We start from the raw sequence: 20,801 nt of genomic DNA on the forward strand, positions 1-20,801 counted from the left end.
CAATAAACTTATTAGTACAACGCCAAGGGTGTTTTAGTATTGTTTAAACCTTTGATAAACAACCATATAAACTATAAATATTACGATGACAAATGCACATAGGGATGCCTTGTTCGTTTTGGTGAAGTCCCTTTCAAAATCCGAAAAACGTCAATTCAAACTATATGTTGGCCGTTTGGGGGTAAATACCGATGCCAAATTCTTGGCATTGTTCAATCTGATGGACAAGATCAAGAAATATGACGAGAAAGCGATTTTGGAAAGCGGAATCGTCAAAAAGGCCCAACTTTCGAATTTAAAGGCACATCTTTACAAACAAATATTGGTCAGTTTGCGTTTAAACCCCGTCAACCAAACGATTCGATTGCAGATACGCGAACAGCTAGATTTTGCGACCATCTTATACCAAAAAGGACTTTACAGACAAAGTCTGAAAATTTTGGACAAGGCCAAGGGGACCGCCATCGAGAACCAAGAAAAGAATATCGCTTACGAAATCGTCGAGCTCGAGAAGATTATCGAAACCCAATATATCACACGGAGTATTCCCGATAGGGCCGATGAACTTGCGGTACAGGCCAAAGAACTGTCCGCCCAAAATGTCATGACCAGTAAACTGTCGAACCTTTCCCTGCAACTCTATGGTATGATGCTAAAAGTCGGATATGTGCGTAGCGATGAAGATTATGTCAGGGTGAAAGACTATTTCGAACGCCATTTGCCCAAATATCAAATCGAGGATTTGGGTTTTCGGGAAAAATTATGGCTCTATAAAGCGCATCTGTGGTACAGTTTTTTGACCCAGGATTTTCTATCTACCTATAAATATTCCAGCAAATGGGTCGATCTTTTTTATGAACAAAAGGAGCAGATTTATCTAAATCCCGTTTTCTTTATAAAAGGAAACCATTATTTGTTAGAATCTTTGTTTTACGTGAAATATGCATCCCAATTTAAACAAACGCTTGAACGTTTGGAAAAAGTGGTAGGCGGTAAGAATTTCCCGAAGAACGACAATGTTACGTCGTTGGTATTTCTGTATGTGAACGCCAATAAGCTGAATCTCCATTTCTTGGAAGGCACGTTCAAAAAGGGACTGTATCTGGTCAAAATTGTCGAATACGGAATCAATAAGCACAAAGATCGCATCGACGCCCATCACATCATGTTGCTATACTATAAAATTGCTTGTCTGTATTTCGGAATAGGCGATAATAAGACCTGTATTCAATACCTAAAAAGAATCATCAATAACAGAAATCTTAAAATGCGCGAAGACCTTATGTGCTTTGCACGGGTTTTAAGTTTGGTCGCACATTATGAAGCCGGAATGGACTACCATCTAGAAATCCAGTTGAAAAGTACGTACAAATTCCTTTTGAAAATGAACGACCTACATGCAGTTCAGAAGGAAATGATCAAGTTCTTGCGAAATTTGGGAGGAATCTATCCGCATGAGCTAAAAAATGAATTCCAGAAACTGCATACGGAACTGAAGAAATACGAAGACCATCCCTACGAAAAACGCGCTTTTTTGTATCTGGATATTATTTCATGGTTAGAGAGCCATTTAGAGAACCGACCGGTCGCTGAAATCATTCGCGAAAAAGCGATGGCGGTAACGCGCTAAGAATTGCCATTAAATTCAACTTATTTTTGAAACAACCGACCACTTTCAATACCCATAATTTTCTGGAAATCAATTTGGCGATGTTACTTTTAAGTACATCGGGGCCGTTTGGCAAGTTTATTACATTGCCCGTGCCCTTGACCATTGCGATCCGGGCTTTACTGGCTCTATTATTCCTGGTGCTGTACTGTAAATTCAAGGGCATCTCATTCGGCATTCGAAGCACCGATCGATGGCCTATTTTTTTAAGCGGAGTACTCATGGCCGGCCACTGGTTGGCCTATTTTCAGGCTTTGCAGCTATCGAACGTAGCCATTGGCATGCTATCGTTGTTTACCTATCCGGTACTTACCTCTTTTTTGGAGCCGCTGTTTTTGAAGACCCGCTTCCAAAAAATCCATCTCCTACTGGGCATTCTTGTAATGTTCGGCATCTTTTTTCTAATACCGGACTTTAGTTTTGGCAACCAGAATACTATTGCGATCGGATTTGGGTTATTGTCTGCCCTGTGTTATGCCGTTCGCAATTTGATATTGAAAACAAAGGTAGACCGGTATCAGGGTTCGCTGTTGATGACCTACCAAATGGTCATCGTCAGCCTACTGCTTTTACCGGCTTATTTTTTGTACGATCTGTACGCAATCGGACAACAATGGGAAGGGCTTTTGGGTGTGGCATTGATTACCACGGTGTTAGGCCACACCATGTTCATAAATTGCTTCAAACATTTTTCCGTCACGACGGTCAGTATTTTGAGTAGTATCCAGCCCGTTTACGGTATTTTGATCGGGGCTTTGCTGTTGGCGGAAATACCTGCTTGGACTACTGTTTTGGGTGGAATTTTGATTTTAGCATCGGTTGTAGTGGAGAGTGTAAGGTCCTATCGTTGATTTCGAGCAACCAATTCCCATCTTCTTTCTGCTCTTTTTGATCGATGCCGGACGTTGGCCCCGGGATTTCAGAGGTACTTGGATTCTTTTTGACGTCCCCCTTTGACGATTTGAGAGGCGTTTATAAACAGGCATCCCAAACCGGATCTCGGGGCGGGGGAGCGGTCAAGGCTAGTAATTCTTTTTTTACGGGATGCATAAAACTAAGGCTTCGTGCATGTAAATGGATGCTGGCATCTTTATTGCTCCGGTCGAATCCGTATTTCAGGTCTCCCTTTATGGGACATCCGATGGCGGATAATTGTGCTCGTATCTGATGATGGCGACCCGTTTTTAGGTCGATTTCCAGTAGAAAATAGTTGTCGAGCTTTTTGAGCGTCCGGTATTCAAGGATGGCCTCTTTACTTTCTGCGACCTCTTTGTGGTTTGCGTATGATTTATTCTGTTTAGGGTTGCGTTTTAGCCAATGGACCAGCGTATCGCTTTCTTTTTTTGGGAGATTCTTTGTGACCGCCCAATAGGTCTTGGTCGTCTTTTTTTCAGCGAATAGTTTGTTAAGGCGCGGCAGGGCCTTCGAAGTTTTGGCGAATACCACAATACCCGAAGTAGGGCGATCTAGTCGATGGGCAACGCCCAAATATACCTTACCGGGCTTATCGTATTTTTCCTTGATATACAATTTTACGACTTCGCTCAATGGCAGGTCTCCGGTCTTATCGCCCTGCACGATATCTCCAGGTCTTTTATTGACGGCAATTAAATGATTATCCTCATAAAGCACCTGAAGATTTTTCGGAGTTGAAAGTATCTTATCGACCACTATATCATCAGTTTTCAACTATTTTTCTTAATTAGGATAACCGCCTTTTTAAGCGGATGCCAAACGTAACACCACCTAGTACTGTTCCTCGTCACTCGGAAAATCCCGACTTTTCACATCGGTCACATACTTAGAAATGGCAGTCCCCATTTCTTCATATAAATTCATGTAGCGCCTTAAAAAACGAGGATTGAACTCATGGGTCATTCCCAGTAGGTCGTGGATGACCAACACTTGTCCATCCGCATGCTTTCCGCCCCCGATACCTATGGTGGGAATGGTAATACTTTCTGAAACCTTTTTGGTCAGGGCTGCAGGAATCTTCTCTAGGACGATGCCAAAGCATCCCAGTTTTTCGAGAAGATGGGCATCTTCCATCAATTTATCGGCCTCCTGATTTTCTTTGGCGCGAACGGTGTAGGTGCCAAACTTATATATGCTTTGTGGCGTTAGACCCAAGTGGCCCATTACGGGAATACCTGCATTGAGGATTCGCTTTACGGATTCCTTAATTTCGATACCGCCTTCGAGCTTGACCGCATGTGCCCCACTTTCCTTCATAATCCGTATTGCCGAACGCAAGGCTTCCTTTGGATCGCTTTGATAACTGCCAAAGGGAATATCGACCACCACCAATGCCCTGTCCACGGCGCGGATTACCGAAGTGGCGTGGTAGATCATCTGATCCAGAGTAATGGGCAAGGTGGTTTCATGACCTGCCATCACGTTACTGGCGGAATCACCTACCAAAATGACATCGACATTGGCCGAATCGACGATCTTGGCCATGGAATAATCGTAGGCGGTGAGCATCGAGATTTTCTCCCCGTTCTTCTTCATATCTACGAGGGACTTTACCGTTACCCGTTTGTACTCTTTTTTGGCGGTGGACATGTATACGTTTGTTTTGCAGGGTTAAATGTAAGGAAATTGTTTTAGGTTGCGGCGCTCACGAATTTGTAGTCCGTTTTAAAAATAGTGGACACACCGCATTCAATATTAATCCAGCTCCGAACATTTGTCGTTACTTTTAGATAAAACTTTTAGCTATGAAGAATTGTATAAAATTTACGCTATTCCTTTTATTTTTTAATCTTTCGGCTCAAGATTCTGAAAAGGCTGCTGTTCAAAAAACCATAGAGACCTTTTTCGAAGGCTTTCATCAACAAGATACCACGTTGATAAAACGAATGGTCACTAAAGACATTATAATGCAACGAATAACTATAGATTCCTTAGAAAACGCATCAGTTCGGAATCAGGATTTCCACGAATTTTTAAAAGCAATTGTCAGTATTCCAAAGACTACTCAATTTCAAGAAATAATCAAGTCATATTCCATACAGATTGACGGTCCCATGGCTAACGTTTGGACGCCCTATGAATTTAACCGCAATGGCAAATTCAGCCATTGCGGGGTCAACTCCTTTCAACTGTTCAAGGAAAATAGGGATTGTAAAATCATTTATATCATTGATACGGGACGCACAAACAGGTGCAAATAAACAAAAAACTACCTGTTTTATTCACATTGATTTAATAGCGAGCACCCCACATCATTTAAACCTCCCAACCTTTTCTAAATTGCTGGCCGACGAACTCGTTCGCTTCCTCAAGATTGGTGATGCGCATGTTCTCGCCGTCCCATAGCAATTTTTTTCTTCCGAAAAATTCCATATCGCCTTTCGCATTTTCCCTGCGCAACAAATAACTTCTGATGGCCAGGTTGCCCATCAGTACGGTCTCGGTCATAGGGCCTGCATAATCGAAGGACGAGGTTAGGCCTTTGTGAAGTTCGCTGTCGAAACCGGCTTTGCAGGCATTGACCCATTTGCGCTGGTGGCCGTATTCAGGCTCCAAGTTAGGTTCCGTTTGCGGACCGAATTCCGTCGTACCGTCGTTGAGGTAAAGTTTGGGCATCAGGGGCGAACTGTCGTTGATATTCGTCGTTATAATTCCTTTTTCACCAATGATCATAACGCCGTTTTGGCTATCCTTTCCTCCGATATCGCTGTCCGCGGGAATGATATCAGGGTGGGAGGGACGTATGCCGCCATCGCTCCACGTCATCTCGATCGGGGCTTTCGTCTTTTCTGTCGCGTCAAAATTCAAGGTAATAAAAGAGGATGCGGGACAACCTTCGGGATGGTAATCGGGCGTCCACATTTCAGAGAAGACCGAGCCCACACTACATTCGGCACCGGTTGGATATTTTAGCTTTAGGGTTCTAAAAGGAATATCGATCAAATGGCAGCCGACATCGCCAAGAGCACCGGTACCATAGTCCCACCAGCCCCTCCAGCTGAAGGGCGCCAAATTGGGGATGTACGGTTTTTTTTCCGCCGGCCCCAACCATAGGTTCCAATCCAGCGAATCGGGTTTAAGGCTGGGATCGGGGGCGGGCATGGCACCTCCTTGAGGCCAAACGGGTCGGTTTGTCCATATCTGTACCTTCGATACAGCACCTATCTTGCCGTCATCGATCCATTTTTGCACCATGTTCAAAAGTGCATTCGAACCGCCTTGGTTGCCCATTTGACTGACAATTTTATTGTCCCGTGCCATTTGGGTAAGGGTACGTGCCTCGCGGATATTATGGGTCATCGGTTTTTGAACGTAAACATGTTTTCCGCGTTGCATGGCGTAGGAGGCTGCCGGAGCGTGCACGTGGTCGGGCGTGGAAATGGTAACGGCATCGATATCTTTTTCCTTGTCTAGCATTTCCCGATAATCCGCATACTTCTTGGCTTTTGGAAAGCGTTCGACGGATGCTTTGGCCGAACCTCCAAAATCTACGTCGCAAAGGGCAACTACTTTTTCACGGCCGTCGACGGAAGCGTTTCTGATATCACTGGCCCCTTTTCCACCTGCACCGATGGCGGCAAGGTTTAGCCGATCGCTCGGAGCCAGATAACCGGCGCCCCCGAGTACATGTCGGGGTACGATGAAAATAGAGGAGGCCAAAGCTCCTTTTTTAATAAATGACCTGCGGGTGCTTTTTGACAGTGCTATTTTTTTATCTTTCATGTTATAATTTGATTTGTGTAAAAAAAGAAGAATTTAAAGGTATTAAAATTAATAGGATGGCAAAAATTTTTATTTAATATCTAACAAATCCTCAAAATATTCAAAAAAAAACTTTCCTAACTATATGAATCCTTATATTTATGCCTTCAAATAAAAAAGGAACAAATAATGAACAATACACTGAAATTGTGTGCTATCATTCTAACCTTAGTTACCCTCGGGTCGTCAAATGTAAAGGCACAGGAGGCCAATCCTCTTGAGGGAAAATGGGACATGGTCATTCAGCAAGACGGTGCGGCACTCCCGTCTTGGTTGGAAATCAAACATTCGGGCTTAAGTACCTTAGTGGGCTATTTTGTCTACGCCAACGGTAGTGCCCGGCCGATATCGGAAGTGAAGGAAAATGAAGGCGCGTTTAGTTTCAGTATTCCTCCGCAATGGGAAGATGCCGATACCGATTTGGAGTTCGAAGGTAAAATGAAGGGAGACAACTTAGAAGGTACTTTAATCTATACGGATGGAAAAACCTACAACTGGACCGCTACACCTGCGCCCAAACTTGCCTATACCGATAACCCGAAATGGGGCAAGCCCATTCAACTCTTCAATGGCCAAGATCTCAAGGGATGGAAGCCTAGTGGCGAAAAAAACCAATGGATCGTTGAGGATGGCGTTTTAAAGAGTCCGGAATCAGGTTCCAACCTTATTACCGAAGAAAAATTCGAGGATTTTAAACTGCATGTTGAATTTAAGGTCCCCCCGGGAAGCAATAGCGGCATCTATCTTCGTGGCCGTTATGAGGTGCAGATAACCGACGACCACGGGAGCGAACCCAGCAACGTTCTTTTCGGCGGCGTATACGGATTTTTGACACCCAATGAAATGGCGGCCAACCCGGCCAGTGACTGGCAGACCTATGACATTACCTTAATAGGCCGCAGGGTGACTATTGTTGCAAATGGGAAAACAATTATTAGCGAACAGAATATTCCCGGTATTACTGGTGGCGCGCTGGATAGTAATGAAGGTGAACCTGGAGCGTTTATGATTCAGGGCGATCATGGGCCTATTTCTTTTCGGAAGTTTGTGGTTACGCCAAGGGCGAAGTAAGAGCTAACAATCACTCATATTGATTCCCACGGCCAGCCCGCCTTCCGAGGTCTCTTTGTACTTCGAGCTCATATCCTTTGCTGTGGCCCACATGGTTTCTACTACTTTATCCAAAGAGACCTTAGCATCTTTGGGATCGGATCCGAGTGCCAGTTCGGCAGCATTAATGGCTTTAATGGCGCCCATAGAATTTCGTTCGATACAAGGTATTTGCACTAGTCCGCCAATGGGGTCGCAGGTCAGACCCAAATGATGTTCCATCGCGATTTCTGCGGCCATGAGCACCTGTTCCGGCGAGCCGCCCAGAAGTTCCGTTAAAGCACCGGCGGCCATGGCAGAGGAAACACCGATTTCCGCTTGGCAACCGCCCATGGCCGCAGAGATAGTCGCCCCTTTTTTAAAAATACTTCCGATTTCACCGGCGACCAACAAGAATTGTTTGATGTGCTTGAAGTCCGCCTTATGGTTTTCTATGACCAGATAGTACATGAGAACGGCAGGAATTACGCCGGCGCTACCGTTGGTCGGTGCTGTTACTATACGGCCTAAAGAAGCATTTACCTCGTTTACAGCTAATGCGAAACAACTTACCCATTTTAAGATTTGGCGGAATTTCACCTCCGTACTTCGAATGATCGTTAACCATTCCTCAGGTGTTGCATATGTGTTGGCTTCCGAAAGCATGCCTTTATTAAGCTGGTAGGCTCGCCGTTGGACGTTGAGGCCACCTGGAAGTTTACCCTCCGTATGGCATCCGAGGTACATACACTCCAGCATAGTATTCCAAACCTTTTGAATGTTGGCATCGATTTCGGAATCGCTTCGTAGCGAGCGTTCGTTTTCCAGTACCAGTTCGGAAATGGAAATCGTGTTACTGGCGCAATACGCCAGCAGTTCCTTTCCGTTTTGGACGGGAAAGGGAAACGTATCGAAAGTCGCTTGTTTGCGTTTGGCGTTTTTACGCTCCTTAACCACTACAAAGCCGCCGCCGATGGAGTAGTAGGTGTTCGATTTCTTTTTCCCCGATTTTAATGTCGCTTCGAATTGGAGGCCGTTGGCATGATATTCCAAAAATTTCCGGTGGAAAAGGATATCCTCTTTGGGGTCGAAAGCTATTTTTCGGTCATTTCCAAAATTTAAGAGATGATCATCCTGTATATCCTTAACCCTACTATGGATGTTTTCAATAGGAATCTCCACCGGATCGGCACCCGACAAGCCGAGCATGATCGCATAATCCGTCGCATGTCCCTTTCCCGTCAAAGATAATGAGCCATAGATATGTACCTGAATTTTTTCGACTTCGGTAAAAAGTTCCGCCGACTTCAGCTCTGAAATCCACCGTTCGGCAGCCCGCCACGGTCCCAAAGTATGTGAGCTAGAAGGCCCGATACCGATTTTGAGCATATCGAAGATACTGATGCATTCCATTATTTATTATCGACTTTAGTATACGTAAAGATAGGAATATTAAAGAATGGAAAAATTCCCGATTATAAACCCCAAACCCCAATTATCTTTTAGGGAGTATAAGTTCCCGTAGCCCTTATTGTGAAATTTGGAATTTGACTTTGGAATTTAGGCCCCCCGCCCTCGAAATGACAACCTGTCAGTTTTATTCCCTTGGCATATTGTTTGACAATTAGTAAACGAAATCAGAAAACAGACACTAATTTAATATATACAGCATGAGCAAGATTATAGGAATAGATTTGGGTACGACCAACTCCTGCGTTTCCGTAATGGAAGGTAACGAGCCAGTGGTAATCCCGAATGCAGAAGGAAAGCGGACAACCCCGTCCGTAATTGCCTTTGTTGAAGGCGGTGAAATTAAGGTTGGCGATCCCGCCAAACGACAGGCGGTAACGAATCCCGAAAAAACGATTTATTCCATTAAGCGTTTTATGGGGAACAAATATTCCGAGTCTAAAAAAGAAGCGGAACGTGTACCTTATAAAGTGGTAAAGGGCGATAACGACACCCCACGGGTCGATATAGACGGGCGAATGTATACGCCTCAGGAACTTTCCGCCATGATTCTTCAGAAAATGAAGAAAACGGCCGAGGATTATTTGGGACAGGATGTGACCCGAGCGGTCATTACCGTCCCCGCCTATTTTAACGATTCACAACGTCAGGCCACGAAAGAGGCCGGTGAAATCGCAGGATTGACTGTAGAGCGAATCATCAACGAACCGACCGCCGCATCATTGGCATACGGACTCGATAAAAAGGATGTGGACCAGAAAGTAGTCGTTTTCGATTTCGGTGGGGGTACACATGATGTTTCCATTCTCGAATTGGGTGACGGTGTTTTTGAAGTACTCGCTACAGAAGGTGATACTCACTTAGGAGGTGATGATGTCGATCAAAAAGTAATCGATTGGTTGGCCGAGGAATTTAAAAAAGACGAGGATATAGACTTACGTAAAGATGCCATGGCATTGCAGCGTTTGCGGGAAGCGGCGGAAAAAGCGAAGATAGAATTATCTTCATCCGCACAGACCGAAATCAATTTGCCTTACGTAACGGCGACTTCTTCAGGACCAAAGCACTTGGTTCGCACATTGACCCGCTCAAAATTTGAGCAGTTAATCGAAGATTTGGTAAAACGCACCATAGATCCATGCCAAAATGCATTGAAAGCAGCGGGACTCTCTAAAAGCGATATCGATCAGGTTATTTTGGTCGGTGGTTCCACGCGGATACCCGCCGTACAGGAAGCTGTTGAAAAGTTCTTCGGGAAAAAACCATCGAAAGGAGTGAATCCCGATGAAGTAGTGGCCGTTGGTGCCGCGATTCAAGGTGGCGTTTTGACCGGTGACGTGAAAGATGTATTGCTGTTGGATGTTACACCCTTATCCTTAGGCATTGAAACCATGGGAAGTGTAATGACAAAATTGATTGAGGCCAATACGACGATTCCAACAAAAAAATCCCAAGTATTCTCCACCGCCGCCGATAATCAGCCTTCAGTAGAAATCCATGTGCTACAGGGAGAACGACCCATGGCAGCGGACAACAAAACGATAGGACGCTTCCATTTAGACGGAATTCCGCCCGCACAACGGGGTACGCCACAAATTGAGGTGACTTTTGATATCGATGCCAACGGCATTATCAAGGTTTCCGCGACCGATAAGGCGACCAACAAGTCCCAGGACATTCGTATCGAAGCGTCATCCGGATTGACCGAGGAGGAAATCAAAAAGATGAGGGCTGAAGCCGAAGCGAATGCCGAAACGGACAAACAAGCAAAGGAAACTGCTGATAAGCTTAACGAGGCCGATAGCATGATCTTCCAAACCGAGAAGCAATTGAAGGAATTTGGCGAAAAACTCTCCGATGACAAGAAAAAGCCGATCGAGGAAGCGTTGGAGGAACTGAAAAAGGCACACGCCAGCAAAGACTTGGCACAGATTACGCCTGCTTTGGATAAAATCAACGAAGCCTGGAAAGTAGCTTCCGAAGAAATGTACAAAGCTCAGGCCGATGCCCAACAAGGTGGCGAACCTTCCGCTAATGGAGAGGATTCCGCCGATGCTGGCGCAGACGCTAAAGAAGGCGATAACGTAGAGGACGTCGACTTCGAAGAAGTGAAATAAAGCACGTTTGCTAAACTAAAAAGGTAGAGAAAGCTTTTTAGGTCGTATATATCAATTGAGCCCGTCAGGTTTTTAAAACCCGACGGGCTTTTTCAATGGTAGGAATAGTCGCAATGGGGCAGTTAGTAAATATCGGATTTATCCCACATTCCTTAGCGAAAAAGCTTATCCTTTTAGCTACCTATATTTTGTTTAATGTTTTTAACAAAACTTTGAACATAATTAATTTTGAAAACCGATAATCTGTCATACATTTACCCTGAACAATTAAAAATTATGAAAATGAAAAGTTTATTTGTAAGTACCATGGCAATCGTTTTAACTGCTGGATCAGCTTTTGCAACGGCCACAACGAGCACAGATCCGACTCCGAAACTGGTAAAGGTAAGAGTAGAGAAAAGCCCTAACATTGTAGGTGTAGCGGCAGGAAATGAAAATTTCAGTACCTTGGTAGCAGCGGTTAAAGCAGCGGACTTGGTAGCCACATTAAGTTCTGACGGTCCTTTTACCGTTTTTGCCCCAACCAACGCCGCTTTTGCAGCATTGCCCGACGGCACTGTTGAAAGCTTACTGAAGCCTGAAAACAAGATGACGTTAACTTCTATTCTTACGTATCATGTAGTATCCGGTAAAGTTATGGCGGCAGATGTGGTCAAAGCTATTAAGGATAATGGAGGAAAATATATGGTGGAAACCGTGCAAGGAAATAAATTGACCTTGTCTCTAGACGGAGACAGTGTAGTTCTTACCGATGCCAAAGGAGGTACGGCCACGGTTGCCCAAGCTGACGTAGCAGCATCTAACGGAGTCATTCATGCTATTGACGCGGTAGTAATGCCCGAATAATTTCTTTTTACCTTATTATTTTAAGCATCCCATTTCGGGATGCTTTTTTTTATCCGTAGAACTCTCAATGGCTACAGTAACTACTCCCTAATTTTGATACAGCTTTTGTTTCCAGTTGCATGAATAAGTCCTAATTTTGTGCCATGTTAAAACAATATACCATCCTATTTTTTTACTTATCCATAGGATTACCTTCCCTTGCAACATCCCAAGAAATTAAAACTTTCAAAATCTCCGATTTCAACCTGAACGGAAACGTAAAATCTTGTCTTGTAATAACGGATTATGGGAAGGAAGAATACTATTTTGATACCTCCGGGAGATTGACCAAATCGATTACCCGATTTAACGATTTCGATTACGAAACCACCTATTATAAGTATCAAAACAATGAACTTGTAGAAAAAAGAGTGGAAAATTATCGGGATAATACATTTGACAAGTCCATATCTCTAGCGAATTTCTATGAAATAGATACCAGTGCAAATCGAAAGGTCACAGAGAAAATAGTTTCGTATACCAATAAAAAATTGCTGGAACAGAACGTATATCGGTATAATGCGAAAGGTCAGCTGATGAAAATGACCCGCACGGATACCGACGGTACGGATGAAAATATAATTAGCCATGATACCATTGACGGAAAAAATACAACGATAAAGACCCTTAACGGTAAACCACTGGAAACTGTTCAGACTTGGAACGAAGAATTGGAGGATGGTTCGTTACTGACGGTAAAAACAATTGAGAAATATTTTGATGGGGCTTTGAATACAAAATCACAAGAAGTGTACAATGCCGATAAAAAACTGATTTCAAAGGACGATTCTCTTTTCGATACTACGAACGAAAAATGGATTTCCGAAGAAAATACAAGGTATGTCTACGGCGAAAACGGATTTTTGGCCAAAATAGAGATTAATAGAGGTAATTTGATGATTATCAAAGACTATATTTATCAATTCGACGGTACGGAAAACCACAATTGGGTAAAAGAGATCATTACGCCCGATAATACCTATAAAACGAGAAAGATAACCTATTACGAAGCTCCGAAGCTGCCCAACGAGGATCGGTAATTTCTTGCTCAGCGTTAGTGCTTGTCTGAGAACAGTGTCAAACGTCTTGTCCGCCACCGAGATTCTAACGCTAAAATTAAGAATCAGCACGAAGAATCTGCCACAATTTTCCATTTCCCTTCAATTCTCTTAAAAATTATCATAAACGTTCCATTTCGGTCCCCGGCCTCGAGAGTTAAAAAATATTGGCCCATTACATAGTAGGCATCCTCGGTGATTTTGGTGATGGCGTGAATTTTAAAATTTAAGGTCCCGGTATCTTTTTTGGTCGGATAACCTTTTTTGTAGTTGTCCAAAGTGGTTTGCCATCCTTGTGTTACCAGTCCGCCGCTGAAATAGGTAAGGGAATCTGATTGCCAATAGCCCTCCATAAATCCTTCTAAATCATTGTTCGACCAGGCTTCCTCTTGTTCGGCCATTATAGCTTTTATGGCATTTTCGTCTTCATTCTGTGCGGATGTAACTTTCACGGTGATAAGACATAGAAATATAATAAAGGGAGTAAAGCTTTTCATAATAGTGTACTATTTTGGGGTTTTGATGAAGGTAAATAAGTCTGAATATATCTTTCCTATGCTGTGGCTTTATTCAAAATTTTATGATGAACAATGCAATACGTCTTTTGCTACTACTTGGTTTCTGTACTGCCTGGTTTCCTGTACACCAAGAAATTCTAGAGGGAGTGCTATTAAGAATATTCGGTTTTCATTTGGTCGTAAAAACTGTTTAAAAATCCACAAAACAGTTTTATCAAAGTTGGACGTTACGGGGTGAATTGATTTATATGACCGTGCGCTTTTTGTCGGAGAATAGCGAAAGACTTGGAAATATGATATTCGATCGTCTTTTTAGATACGTTAAGCCGTTCGGCGATTTCATGATTGGTACAACCTTCTTCTTTACTCATCAAAAAGATTTTTTTACACTTCGGGGGAAGGTTATGGATTTCACGCTGAACGAAAAAGAGTAGCCTTTCTAAAAAAGCATCATCCCCTGTCGTAATTTGCTTCATTTCTTCAATGTATTTTTTTTCCAGGGCAGAGACGGCCTTCCGTTTGCGGTATTGATCGACAAATTCATTGTGTACAGATCGATACAGAAAGCTTTTAATGGTAAAGTCCGTTTTTAGCGTATTACGCCGCTCCCAAGTATGAACAAATACATTTTGCACAATGTCCTCTGCTCGATCTTTGTCTTTTACCAAGCTGTTGGCATAAACACACAGCCGATGGTAAAAGGTATCGACCAGATAGGCATATGCTTTTTCGTTCCCGTTTTTTAGTTGTTTTATAAGGCAGGAGTTGTCATGAAAATCGATTTCCATAGATGCGAAATTGCTAATGATTTGAGTTATGAAAATTAAATTTACTAAAAAAATCATAAAAAAATTTAGGGTTGTTCAGATTTGCTCCGTAGTACCGATAGGTATCATTATGTGAAGGACTACGTTTTTGAAGATAGTATCGAAAAATACTTTTCCAAATCGATTTCCTCCCAAGAGTTGGATATTCTATTTTAGGGCCGGAAGGATAAGGGCCCAAACCGGTTTTCAATTCTGGGCCCAGAATCAATTACCCTATATCCTATTTAATGAGCGAATACAATTCCGAAAATGCGAAGGAAAGATTGTTAAGAAGAATCCGGCAGGACAAACGCAACTCACGAAAGAAATTTCAATATGCCGCTATCGGACTTATTTTTTTTGGTTTGGGATATGGGTACTTTCAAATTACGATGGTAGAGAATGCCGTGGAGCCGCCCATTAATAACCGAAATGAGATTACGCTACAATTGTCCGACGGTAGGGTAAAGAACATTTCGGAGGAAAATAATACTGCGATAGTTGACAAAAATGGCTATCGGGTGGGGGTTCAAAACGGGAATCGATTGATTTATCACAGGGCTACAACAACCAAGGATTTGGCCTACAATACAATCAACGTGCCTTATGGAAAGCGACTTGTACTAATATTGGCCGATGGCACCAAAGCACATCTCAATTCGGGCACAAGGTTAAAATATCCTGTGAAATTTAAAAACGGGCGAAATCGGGAGGTGTTTTTGCAGGGAGAAGGATATTTCGATGTGGCAGAAGACCGGGCGCATCCGTTTATAGTAAACACCGAAGAGGTCAATATTCGAGTTTTGGGGACACAGTTTAATGTATCGGCTTATCCCAATGATATAAATGGCAGTACAGTTTTGGTAGAAGGTTCTGTAGTGGTTTTGGAAAAGGACGAACCCTTCGATTCCATAAAGAATCGACAATTAAAACCAGGCCATATCGCAAACTGGAAGAAAGGAATTAGGGAAATGAAAATCGGAAAAACGGACACCAATCTCTATACAGGGTGGATGGACGGGCAGCTAATTTTTAATCATATGCCATTCAGGGACGTCCGAAAAAAATTAGAAAGAAATTATGATGTGACTATTTCAAACGATATCAAAGAATTGGAGAAAATTCAATTTACCGCGAGCTTCGATACGGAAACAATCCAACAAGTCTTAAGCGCGTTCAGTAAGAATTATCCCATGCGGGTAAGCTTTGAAAAAAATAGGATCCATATCGAGAAACCTTAAAAGTTTGAGCCTATGAAATAAAATTTTAAAAGGAACAACGCATTATATTCATAATTAGAAAACGGGAAAATGCCAACACATTTCCCAATCCCTTTAATAGTTTTCCACAATTATGCTAACCATTTAATTAGAACATAGATATGAAAAACCCAATCTCGAGGGTAAGGAACTTGGTCCCTTATCCGATGAAGTTCCATCTAAAAATGAAACTTACACTCTGTCTCTTTATGATTCTATTTTACAAGGTACACGGCAGCACGAACTCCGCTGATACCAAAATCACCTTACAGTTGCAAAATGTCTCCGTTGAAAAGGTGCTTAAGGAAATAGAATCCAAAACCGTTTTTAAGATATTGTATAATGATGACCAGTTGGATTACAAACGACAGGTTACCGTGAACTACGTAGAAGCATCGGTAACCCATGTAATGGCCGATCTTTTTAGCGGCACTCCGGTGAAGTTCGAGCTGATGGGGACACAGATTATTTTAACCCGATCCGCACTTGACGTCCAAAGGGCAAACGCTCATAAAAAAACCATTTCGGTGCAACAGGAAGTTTCCGGTACGGTTACCGATACCAACGGGGCACCTATTCCCGGGGTCTCTGTCGTGGAAAAGAACACTACGAACGGAACAGCCTCCGATTTCGACGGAAAGTATATGATAATAGTAGCACCAAATGCCACCTTAGTATTCAGTGCCTTAGGCTTTGGCACAAGGGAAATTGAAGTAGGACAATCATCGACTATTGATGCCACGCTCGAAGAAGATTCCGAAGCTCTTGACGAAGTTGTGGTTACCGCTTTGGGTATCAAACAGGAAACTCGAAAATTGGGTTACGCCGTTGCCAAGGTTGATGCAGATGAAGTAAACGTCAATCGATCTTCGAATTTCATGAACAGCTTACAGGGCAAGGTTGCGGGTGTTAACGTATCGGCCTTGGGTACAGGGCCCGGTGGATCATCGAAAGTCCGAATTCGTGGGCAATCCTCCATTTCGGGTACAAACAACCCACTGATTGTGGTGAACGGTGTGCCTATCGACAATACCAGTTTTGGCACCAATATCGGCAGTAGTGGCAGTAGTGGCGAACTGGGCTCCACTGGGGGAGGGGTAACCTCAGATGGTGGTGACGGATTTTCCAGTATCAACCCCGATGATATAGAGAGCATGACCGTATTGAAAGGGGCAACTGGAGCAGCATTATATGGCTCTCGTGCTAAAGATGGGGTCATTATGATTACTACAAAGACCGGCAGCCGTGGTCAAGGGATCGGGGTGGCCTATACCGTTAGTGTTGCCGATCAGAACCCTTTAGATTTTACGGATTATCAATATGAATATGGCCAAGGGGAAAATGGGGTAAGACCTACCTCGGCGAACCCCACTTCGGGCCAATGGTCCTTCGGTGAAAAGTTTCAACCGGGCATGACCCAAGTATTGTACAATGGCTTGGTGGTACCTTATGAACCGGTATACGATAGGATCAAAAAATTCTATCGCCATGGCTTGGATATTACCAACTCCATTTCATTAGCAGGTGGCGGGGAAAAAGGTGGTTTCAATCTGTCCATGTCCAACCTCGACAGCAAAGGGATTACACCCAATAATGAGTTCAAACGGATTACGGCAAGCCTGGGCGCGACCTATAATTTGTCGGAAAAACTATCCTTTAGCACCAACATCAACTATTCCAATGAGAAGAATATTAATCCCCCTAACGTAGGCGAACAGGACAATACGATTCCGGTCTCACTCTTTAATGTTGCCAATTCAATGCCTTTAGACGTTTGGAAGGAAAACGCATTTGATGCCAATGGGGATGAAATCGTGTATTCCCGCTTCCGAAATAGGACCAACCCCTATTTTGTATTGGCCAAACAGTTCAACAATATAACAAGGGACCGTGTTTTTGGAAATGCTACCCTTAAATACAATTTCTTTCCGTGGCTCTTCGGGCAGGTAAGGGCGGGTCAGGATTATTGGTCCAGAGACCAAGATTACAACGGCTTTCCCACAGGTCATGCTTCCAGACCGCCCGCACCGGAGGGGTTTGTAAATGGCACTTACACTCAAGAAGTACGTCGGTTTCGGGAAACGAACGTCGATTTTCTAGTATCCGCCACAAAAGATTTTGGCGAGGATTTTGGGTTTGGACTTACCGTTGGAGGAAACAAAATGAAGCGGATCTCGAAATTGAATCGGGTGAACGTAACCGACTTTATCATCAGGAATTTGTATACCGTACAGAACGGCAGGGTGAAAGATCCCATTTATAACCTGTCCGAAAGAGGGGTAAATTCATTGTACGGTACTATGGACCTATCTTATAAGGAAACTCTTTATTTAAACGGCACGCTTCGAAACGACTGGTTCACTACGCTGTCCCCCGAAAACCGGAGTATTCTATATCCTTCCGTATCCGCAAGTTATGTGTTTTCCAATAATCTAAAGGACTCAAGTTGGTTGACCTTCGGCAAATTGCGGGCTGCCTATGCCGAAGTGGGAAGTGATACTGACGTGCCTCCCTACTCCGATGTTTTGTTCTACAATATAAATGCCAATCTCTTTGCGAATTCCGACGGGCAGTTGCAACCAGTTGCGGGGGCGAACACCAATACGTTACCTAATCCAAATCTCAAGCCTGCCCGTGTTACGGAGGCAGAAGTGGGTCTGGACATTCGAATGTTCGATTCGAGGGTAAATCTAGATTTGAGCCTCTACAGGAAGACCACACTCGATCAGATAATCCCAGCTCAGATTTCGAATACTTCAGGGTTCGTAAGTACGCTCATCAATAGCGGTGAGAGCCGAAGCGACGGTGTAGAAGCACTAGTAACATTAGTACCGATTAGAAACGAAAATTTTCGATGGGATATCACATTGAACGCTTCCTATAACAAGACCAAGGTCGTAAGTCTCCTCACTGACGAACCCGGGGAAAGTATTGTGGTAGGAAACCATGCCTTTAATGGCTTTTTGTATCAAGTTGTAGGGGAAGAAATCGGACAGCTGGCTGGTTTTGGGTATAAGTTCGACGATCAGGGCCGCCAGATTTTCGCGGATGACGGAAGACCGCAACGTTCGGATGATATCGTTTTTTTCGGTAGTGCCCTGCCCAATTGGATAGGGGGTATCACCAACAGTTTCAAATACAAGAACTTCAATGCCTCTTTCTTGATCGATTTTAAATTGGGAGGAAAAATGATTTCAGGTACGAATTTTAATGCTACCCGTCATGGACTTCATAAACAGACACTGCCAGGAAGGGAAACCGGAGTTGTGGGCGATGGGGTCAACCAAGCCGGCGAAGTCAATCAAGTGGCCACGGAATCGCAGACCTATTGGGAGGTGGTACGATCACAACAGCTTATCGAGCCCATTGTTTACGATAGCGGTTTTTGGAAGTTGCGGCAGATGACCCTAGGATACGACTTTGGAGGCCTGCTCTCAGAAAATGCTTTAGTAAAGGATGTTACCCTGAGTTTGTTCGCCAATAATTTGTTTATCATTAAAAAATGGGTGCCCAATATTGATCCCGATTCCTTCGGGTATAGTTCTGACAACGTATCCGGACTGGAATCTACAGGCGTTCCGACGACCTGTAGCATCGGTTTTAATCTAAACTGCAAATTTTAAAGAAGACAATCATGAAAAATTGTATTATCAAATATCTAGTTTTCGCAAGCATGGTGTTGATTTTCTCCTGCGATAAAAACTTTGAGGAAATCAATACGAACAAGGTTGATCCGACAAGTGCCAGTGTCGATCCCATATTCCTGCTGAACAATGCCATAATAAACACCTCGAACTCGAACACGCAGATCATTTATGATATGGGCATCGTTCAACAGCTTATTTCCCCGAATTCCGGCTTACTGACCGGTGCCAATTATAATCAAGACAATCGTCAATCCTTAGATGATCATTGGATTAAGTACTATCAGAACGTGATTAAAAATACGGGAGATATAAAGGCACAGTTATCGGCCGAGAATGCTCAAAATCGCCCTAATCTGTTAAATATGACCCTTCTTGTAGAGTCCCTGGCTTTTATGATACTTACCGACGAGCATGGTGATGTGCCCTATTTCGAGGCCGGTAAAGGGGTGTCCGACCAGATAGTGTTGCCTGCTTACACGCCACAGGAGGAGATTTATAAAGACCTTATCAAGGTAGTAAGAAACGCTACTGCCTCCTTGAGCACCTCTGCGCCCGCGGAAAACGGAGAAGTGATGTATTCAGGGGATATTGGTAGGTGGAAGCGGTTTGGAAGTTCGCTTTTATTGCGGTTGGGAATGCGGCTTACCGAAGTAGACCTGGCCTTGGCGGAGCAAACGGTAAAAGAAGCGTTTGCAGGTGGTGTAATGCTATCGAACGACGATAATTACGTTATCCGCCACGATAGCAACTACACCAATAATGCCGGGGTGACCTTAAATGCTACCGAAGCCAATAATTTTTATATGGTAGATACTTTCGTAGAGTTTTTACAGGACTCCAATGATCCTAGGTTGGAATCCATGGCGGTACGATATATCGGTGCAGCTTCCGGTCCCGAACAGGTTCCTGAAAATGGCTCGACCGACCCCGAGGATCAAATCGGAATGCCCATGGGATTCGATAACTCAACGATTGCAGGTGTTGCGGAACAAATGAACCTGCCCAGTTTTTATGCCTTCACCCAAGTAGACCGCAACCGTTTTATCAAACAAACGGCACCGATGTTTATGGTGACCCATAGCCAAACGCAGTTATTATTGGCCGAGGCGGCGGTCAGGGGCTGGGTTACGGGAAATCCGGCGGGTTATTTTGAAGCCGGGGTACGTGCGCATATGGAGCAGATGGCCGCTTACGACCCAGAGTCCGCGATTCCTTCGGAGGACATTGACACCTATTTGGCCGCCCAGCCCTTTGATTCCGGCAACGCTTTGGAGCAGATCAACAACCAATATTGGGTATCCTCTTTTTTAAACGGTCCCGAAGCTTTTGCCAATTTCAGAAGGTCCGGTTTCCCGGTGTTGACCCCAAATCCGTATCCGGCACAGGATATTACTGGCGATTTTATAAATAGGCTAACCTATCCGACGGATGAAATTGCAACCAACAATGCCAATTTAAGTGAAGCGGTGGCTCGAATGGGTCCCGATAATTTGGATACCAAGGTTTGGTGGGACAAATAAAATAAAGACATAATACAATTTAAAGA

At 43.7% G+C, this 20,801-nt stretch carries 16 protein-coding genes; 10 read left to right on the forward strand and 6 right to left on the reverse strand.

Features of this window, described 5'->3' with window-relative positions; all coding sequences use genetic code 11:
* Nucleotides 1-85 precede the first annotated feature (85 nt).
* Both BLT07_RS08250 and BLT07_RS08255 read left to right on the forward strand, forming a co-directional pair.
* Nucleotides 86-1,630 (forward strand): hypothetical protein, encoded by a 1,545-nt coding sequence (locus tag BLT07_RS08250; RefSeq protein ID WP_091867635.1) that lies wholly within the window; start codon nucleotides 86-88, stop codon nucleotides 1,628-1,630.
* Between the two features lie 26 nt (nucleotides 1,631-1,656).
* Entirely contained in the window at nucleotides 1,657-2,520 is an 864-nt protein-coding gene (locus BLT07_RS08255) for a DMT family transporter (RefSeq protein WP_245726478.1), read from the forward strand.
* Between the two features lie 121 nt (nucleotides 2,521-2,641).
* Here BLT07_RS08255 and BLT07_RS08260 read toward each other — a convergent pair whose 3' ends face one another.
* Nucleotides 2,642-3,358 (reverse strand): RluA family pseudouridine synthase, encoded by a 717-nt coding sequence (locus tag BLT07_RS08260; RefSeq protein ID WP_245726479.1) that lies wholly within the window; start codon nucleotides 3,356-3,358, stop codon nucleotides 2,642-2,644.
* Nucleotides 3,359-3,415: 57 nt separating this feature from the next.
* Complete coding sequence (gene panB / locus BLT07_RS08265; RefSeq protein ID WP_091867637.1) at nucleotides 3,416-4,234, reverse strand: 3-methyl-2-oxobutanoate hydroxymethyltransferase; 819 nt, start codon at nucleotides 4,232-4,234, stop codon at nucleotides 3,416-3,418.
* 155 nt (nucleotides 4,235-4,389) lie between these two features.
* On the opposite strand from panB, the gene BLT07_RS08270 reads away from it, so the two are divergent.
* Complete coding sequence (locus BLT07_RS08270) at nucleotides 4,390-4,845, forward strand: hypothetical protein (protein WP_091867639.1); 456 nt, start codon at nucleotides 4,390-4,392, stop codon at nucleotides 4,843-4,845.
* Between the two features lie 55 nt (nucleotides 4,846-4,900).
* Here the strand turns inward: BLT07_RS08270 and BLT07_RS08275 are convergent, their stop codons facing one another.
* On the reverse strand, nucleotides 4,901-6,367 hold the full coding sequence (locus tag BLT07_RS08275; protein WP_091867641.1) for a Gfo/Idh/MocA family protein: 1,467 nt from the start codon (nucleotides 6,365-6,367) through the stop codon (nucleotides 4,901-4,903).
* Between the two features lie 168 nt (nucleotides 6,368-6,535).
* On the opposite strand from BLT07_RS08275, the gene BLT07_RS08280 reads away from it, so the two are divergent.
* The gene (locus tag BLT07_RS08280) at nucleotides 6,536-7,477 is read left to right on the forward strand and encodes a 3-keto-disaccharide hydrolase (protein ID WP_091867643.1); all 942 of its coding nucleotides are present in this window, start codon (nucleotides 6,536-6,538) and stop codon (nucleotides 7,475-7,477) included.
* A 3-nt stretch (nucleotides 7,478-7,480) separates the two neighbouring features.
* Here the strand turns inward: BLT07_RS08280 and BLT07_RS08285 are convergent, their stop codons facing one another.
* Nucleotides 7,481-8,908 (reverse strand): L-serine ammonia-lyase, encoded by a 1,428-nt coding sequence (locus BLT07_RS08285; RefSeq protein ID WP_091867645.1) that lies wholly within the window; start codon nucleotides 8,906-8,908, stop codon nucleotides 7,481-7,483.
* 257 nt (nucleotides 8,909-9,165) lie between these two features.
* On the opposite strand from BLT07_RS08285, the gene dnaK reads away from it, so the two are divergent.
* From dnaK to BLT07_RS08300, 3 genes are all read left to right on the forward strand, one after another.
* On the forward strand, nucleotides 9,166-11,082 hold the full coding sequence (gene dnaK / locus BLT07_RS08290) for a molecular chaperone DnaK (protein WP_091867647.1): 1,917 nt from the start codon (nucleotides 9,166-9,168) through the stop codon (nucleotides 11,080-11,082).
* A 276-nt stretch (nucleotides 11,083-11,358) separates the two neighbouring features.
* The gene (locus BLT07_RS08295) at nucleotides 11,359-11,928 is read left to right on the forward strand and encodes a fasciclin domain-containing protein (RefSeq protein ID WP_091867649.1); all 570 of its coding nucleotides are present in this window, start codon (nucleotides 11,359-11,361) and stop codon (nucleotides 11,926-11,928) included.
* 143 nt (nucleotides 11,929-12,071) lie between these two features.
* The gene (locus BLT07_RS08300) at nucleotides 12,072-13,007 is read left to right on the forward strand and encodes a hypothetical protein (RefSeq protein ID WP_091867651.1); all 936 of its coding nucleotides are present in this window, start codon (nucleotides 12,072-12,074) and stop codon (nucleotides 13,005-13,007) included.
* 83 nt (nucleotides 13,008-13,090) lie between these two features.
* Here the strand turns inward: BLT07_RS08300 and BLT07_RS08305 are convergent, their stop codons facing one another.
* A complete protein-coding gene (locus BLT07_RS08305; protein WP_091867653.1) occupies nucleotides 13,091-13,522 on the reverse strand; it encodes a YybH family protein in 432 nt (143 codons plus the stop codon).
* Between the two features lie 248 nt (nucleotides 13,523-13,770).
* Nucleotides 13,771-14,331 carry an RNA polymerase sigma factor gene (locus tag BLT07_RS08310; protein ID WP_091867655.1) on the reverse strand — a complete coding sequence of 187 codons (561 nt, stop codon included), beginning with the start codon at nucleotides 14,329-14,331 and terminating at the stop codon, nucleotides 13,771-13,773.
* Nucleotides 14,332-14,597: 266 nt separating this feature from the next.
* On the opposite strand from BLT07_RS08310, the gene BLT07_RS08320 reads away from it, so the two are divergent.
* The 3 genes from BLT07_RS08320 (at nucleotide 14,598) to BLT07_RS08330 (ending at nucleotide 20,775) form a co-directional block, all read left to right on the forward strand.
* The gene (locus BLT07_RS08320; protein ID WP_091867657.1) at nucleotides 14,598-15,590 is read left to right on the forward strand and encodes a FecR family protein; all 993 of its coding nucleotides are present in this window, start codon (nucleotides 14,598-14,600) and stop codon (nucleotides 15,588-15,590) included.
* A 203-nt stretch (nucleotides 15,591-15,793) separates the two neighbouring features.
* Nucleotides 15,794-19,231 carry a SusC/RagA family TonB-linked outer membrane protein gene (locus tag BLT07_RS08325; RefSeq protein WP_217633303.1) on the forward strand — a complete coding sequence of 1,146 codons (3,438 nt, stop codon included), beginning with the start codon at nucleotides 15,794-15,796 and terminating at the stop codon, nucleotides 19,229-19,231.
* Nucleotides 19,232-19,242: 11 nt separating this feature from the next.
* On the forward strand, nucleotides 19,243-20,775 hold the full coding sequence (locus BLT07_RS08330) for a SusD/RagB family nutrient-binding outer membrane lipoprotein (protein WP_091867659.1): 1,533 nt from the start codon (nucleotides 19,243-19,245) through the stop codon (nucleotides 20,773-20,775).
* Nucleotides 20,776-20,801: the final 26 nt, after the last annotated feature.

Origin of the sequence: Pricia antarctica, assembly GCF_900101815.1 — a bacterium.
Lineage (GTDB): Bacteria > Bacteroidota > Bacteroidia > Flavobacteriales > Flavobacteriaceae > Pricia > Pricia antarctica.

Excerpts from the sequence above, each read along its gene's own strand:
- BLT07_RS08295 (WP_091867649.1), top strand. The coding sequence starts at position 11,359 with ATGAAAATGAAAAGTTTATTTGTAAGTACCATGGCAATCGTTTTAACT.
- BLT07_RS08285 (WP_091867645.1), bottom strand. The coding sequence starts at position 8,908 with ATGGAATGCATCAGTATCTTCGATATGCTCAAAATCGGTATCGGGCCT.
- BLT07_RS08275 (WP_091867641.1), bottom strand. The coding sequence starts at position 6,367 with ATGAAAGATAAAAAAATAGCACTGTCAAAAAGCACCCGCAGGTCATTT.
- BLT07_RS08325 (WP_217633303.1), top strand. The coding sequence starts at position 15,794 with ATGAAACTTACACTCTGTCTCTTTATGATTCTATTTTACAAGGTACAC.
- BLT07_RS08310 (WP_091867655.1), bottom strand. The coding sequence starts at position 14,331 with ATGGAAATCGATTTTCATGACAACTCCTGCCTTATAAAACAACTAAAA.
- dnaK (WP_091867647.1), top strand. The coding sequence starts at position 9,166 with ATGAGCAAGATTATAGGAATAGATTTGGGTACGACCAACTCCTGCGTT.
- BLT07_RS08250 (WP_091867635.1), top strand. The coding sequence starts at position 86 with ATGACAAATGCACATAGGGATGCCTTGTTCGTTTTGGTGAAGTCCCTT.
- BLT07_RS08320 (WP_091867657.1), top strand. The coding sequence starts at position 14,598 with ATGAGCGAATACAATTCCGAAAATGCGAAGGAAAGATTGTTAAGAAGA.
- BLT07_RS08300 (WP_091867651.1), top strand. The coding sequence starts at position 12,072 with ATGTTAAAACAATATACCATCCTATTTTTTTACTTATCCATAGGATTA.
- BLT07_RS08305 (WP_091867653.1), bottom strand. The coding sequence starts at position 13,522 with ATGAAAAGCTTTACTCCCTTTATTATATTTCTATGTCTTATCACCGTG.
- BLT07_RS08270 (WP_091867639.1), top strand. The coding sequence starts at position 4,390 with ATGAAGAATTGTATAAAATTTACGCTATTCCTTTTATTTTTTAATCTT.
- panB (WP_091867637.1), bottom strand. The coding sequence starts at position 4,234 with ATGTCCACCGCCAAAAAAGAGTACAAACGGGTAACGGTAAAGTCCCTC.
- BLT07_RS08280 (WP_091867643.1), top strand. The coding sequence starts at position 6,536 with ATGAACAATACACTGAAATTGTGTGCTATCATTCTAACCTTAGTTACC.
- BLT07_RS08330 (WP_091867659.1), top strand. The coding sequence starts at position 19,243 with ATGAAAAATTGTATTATCAAATATCTAGTTTTCGCAAGCATGGTGTTG.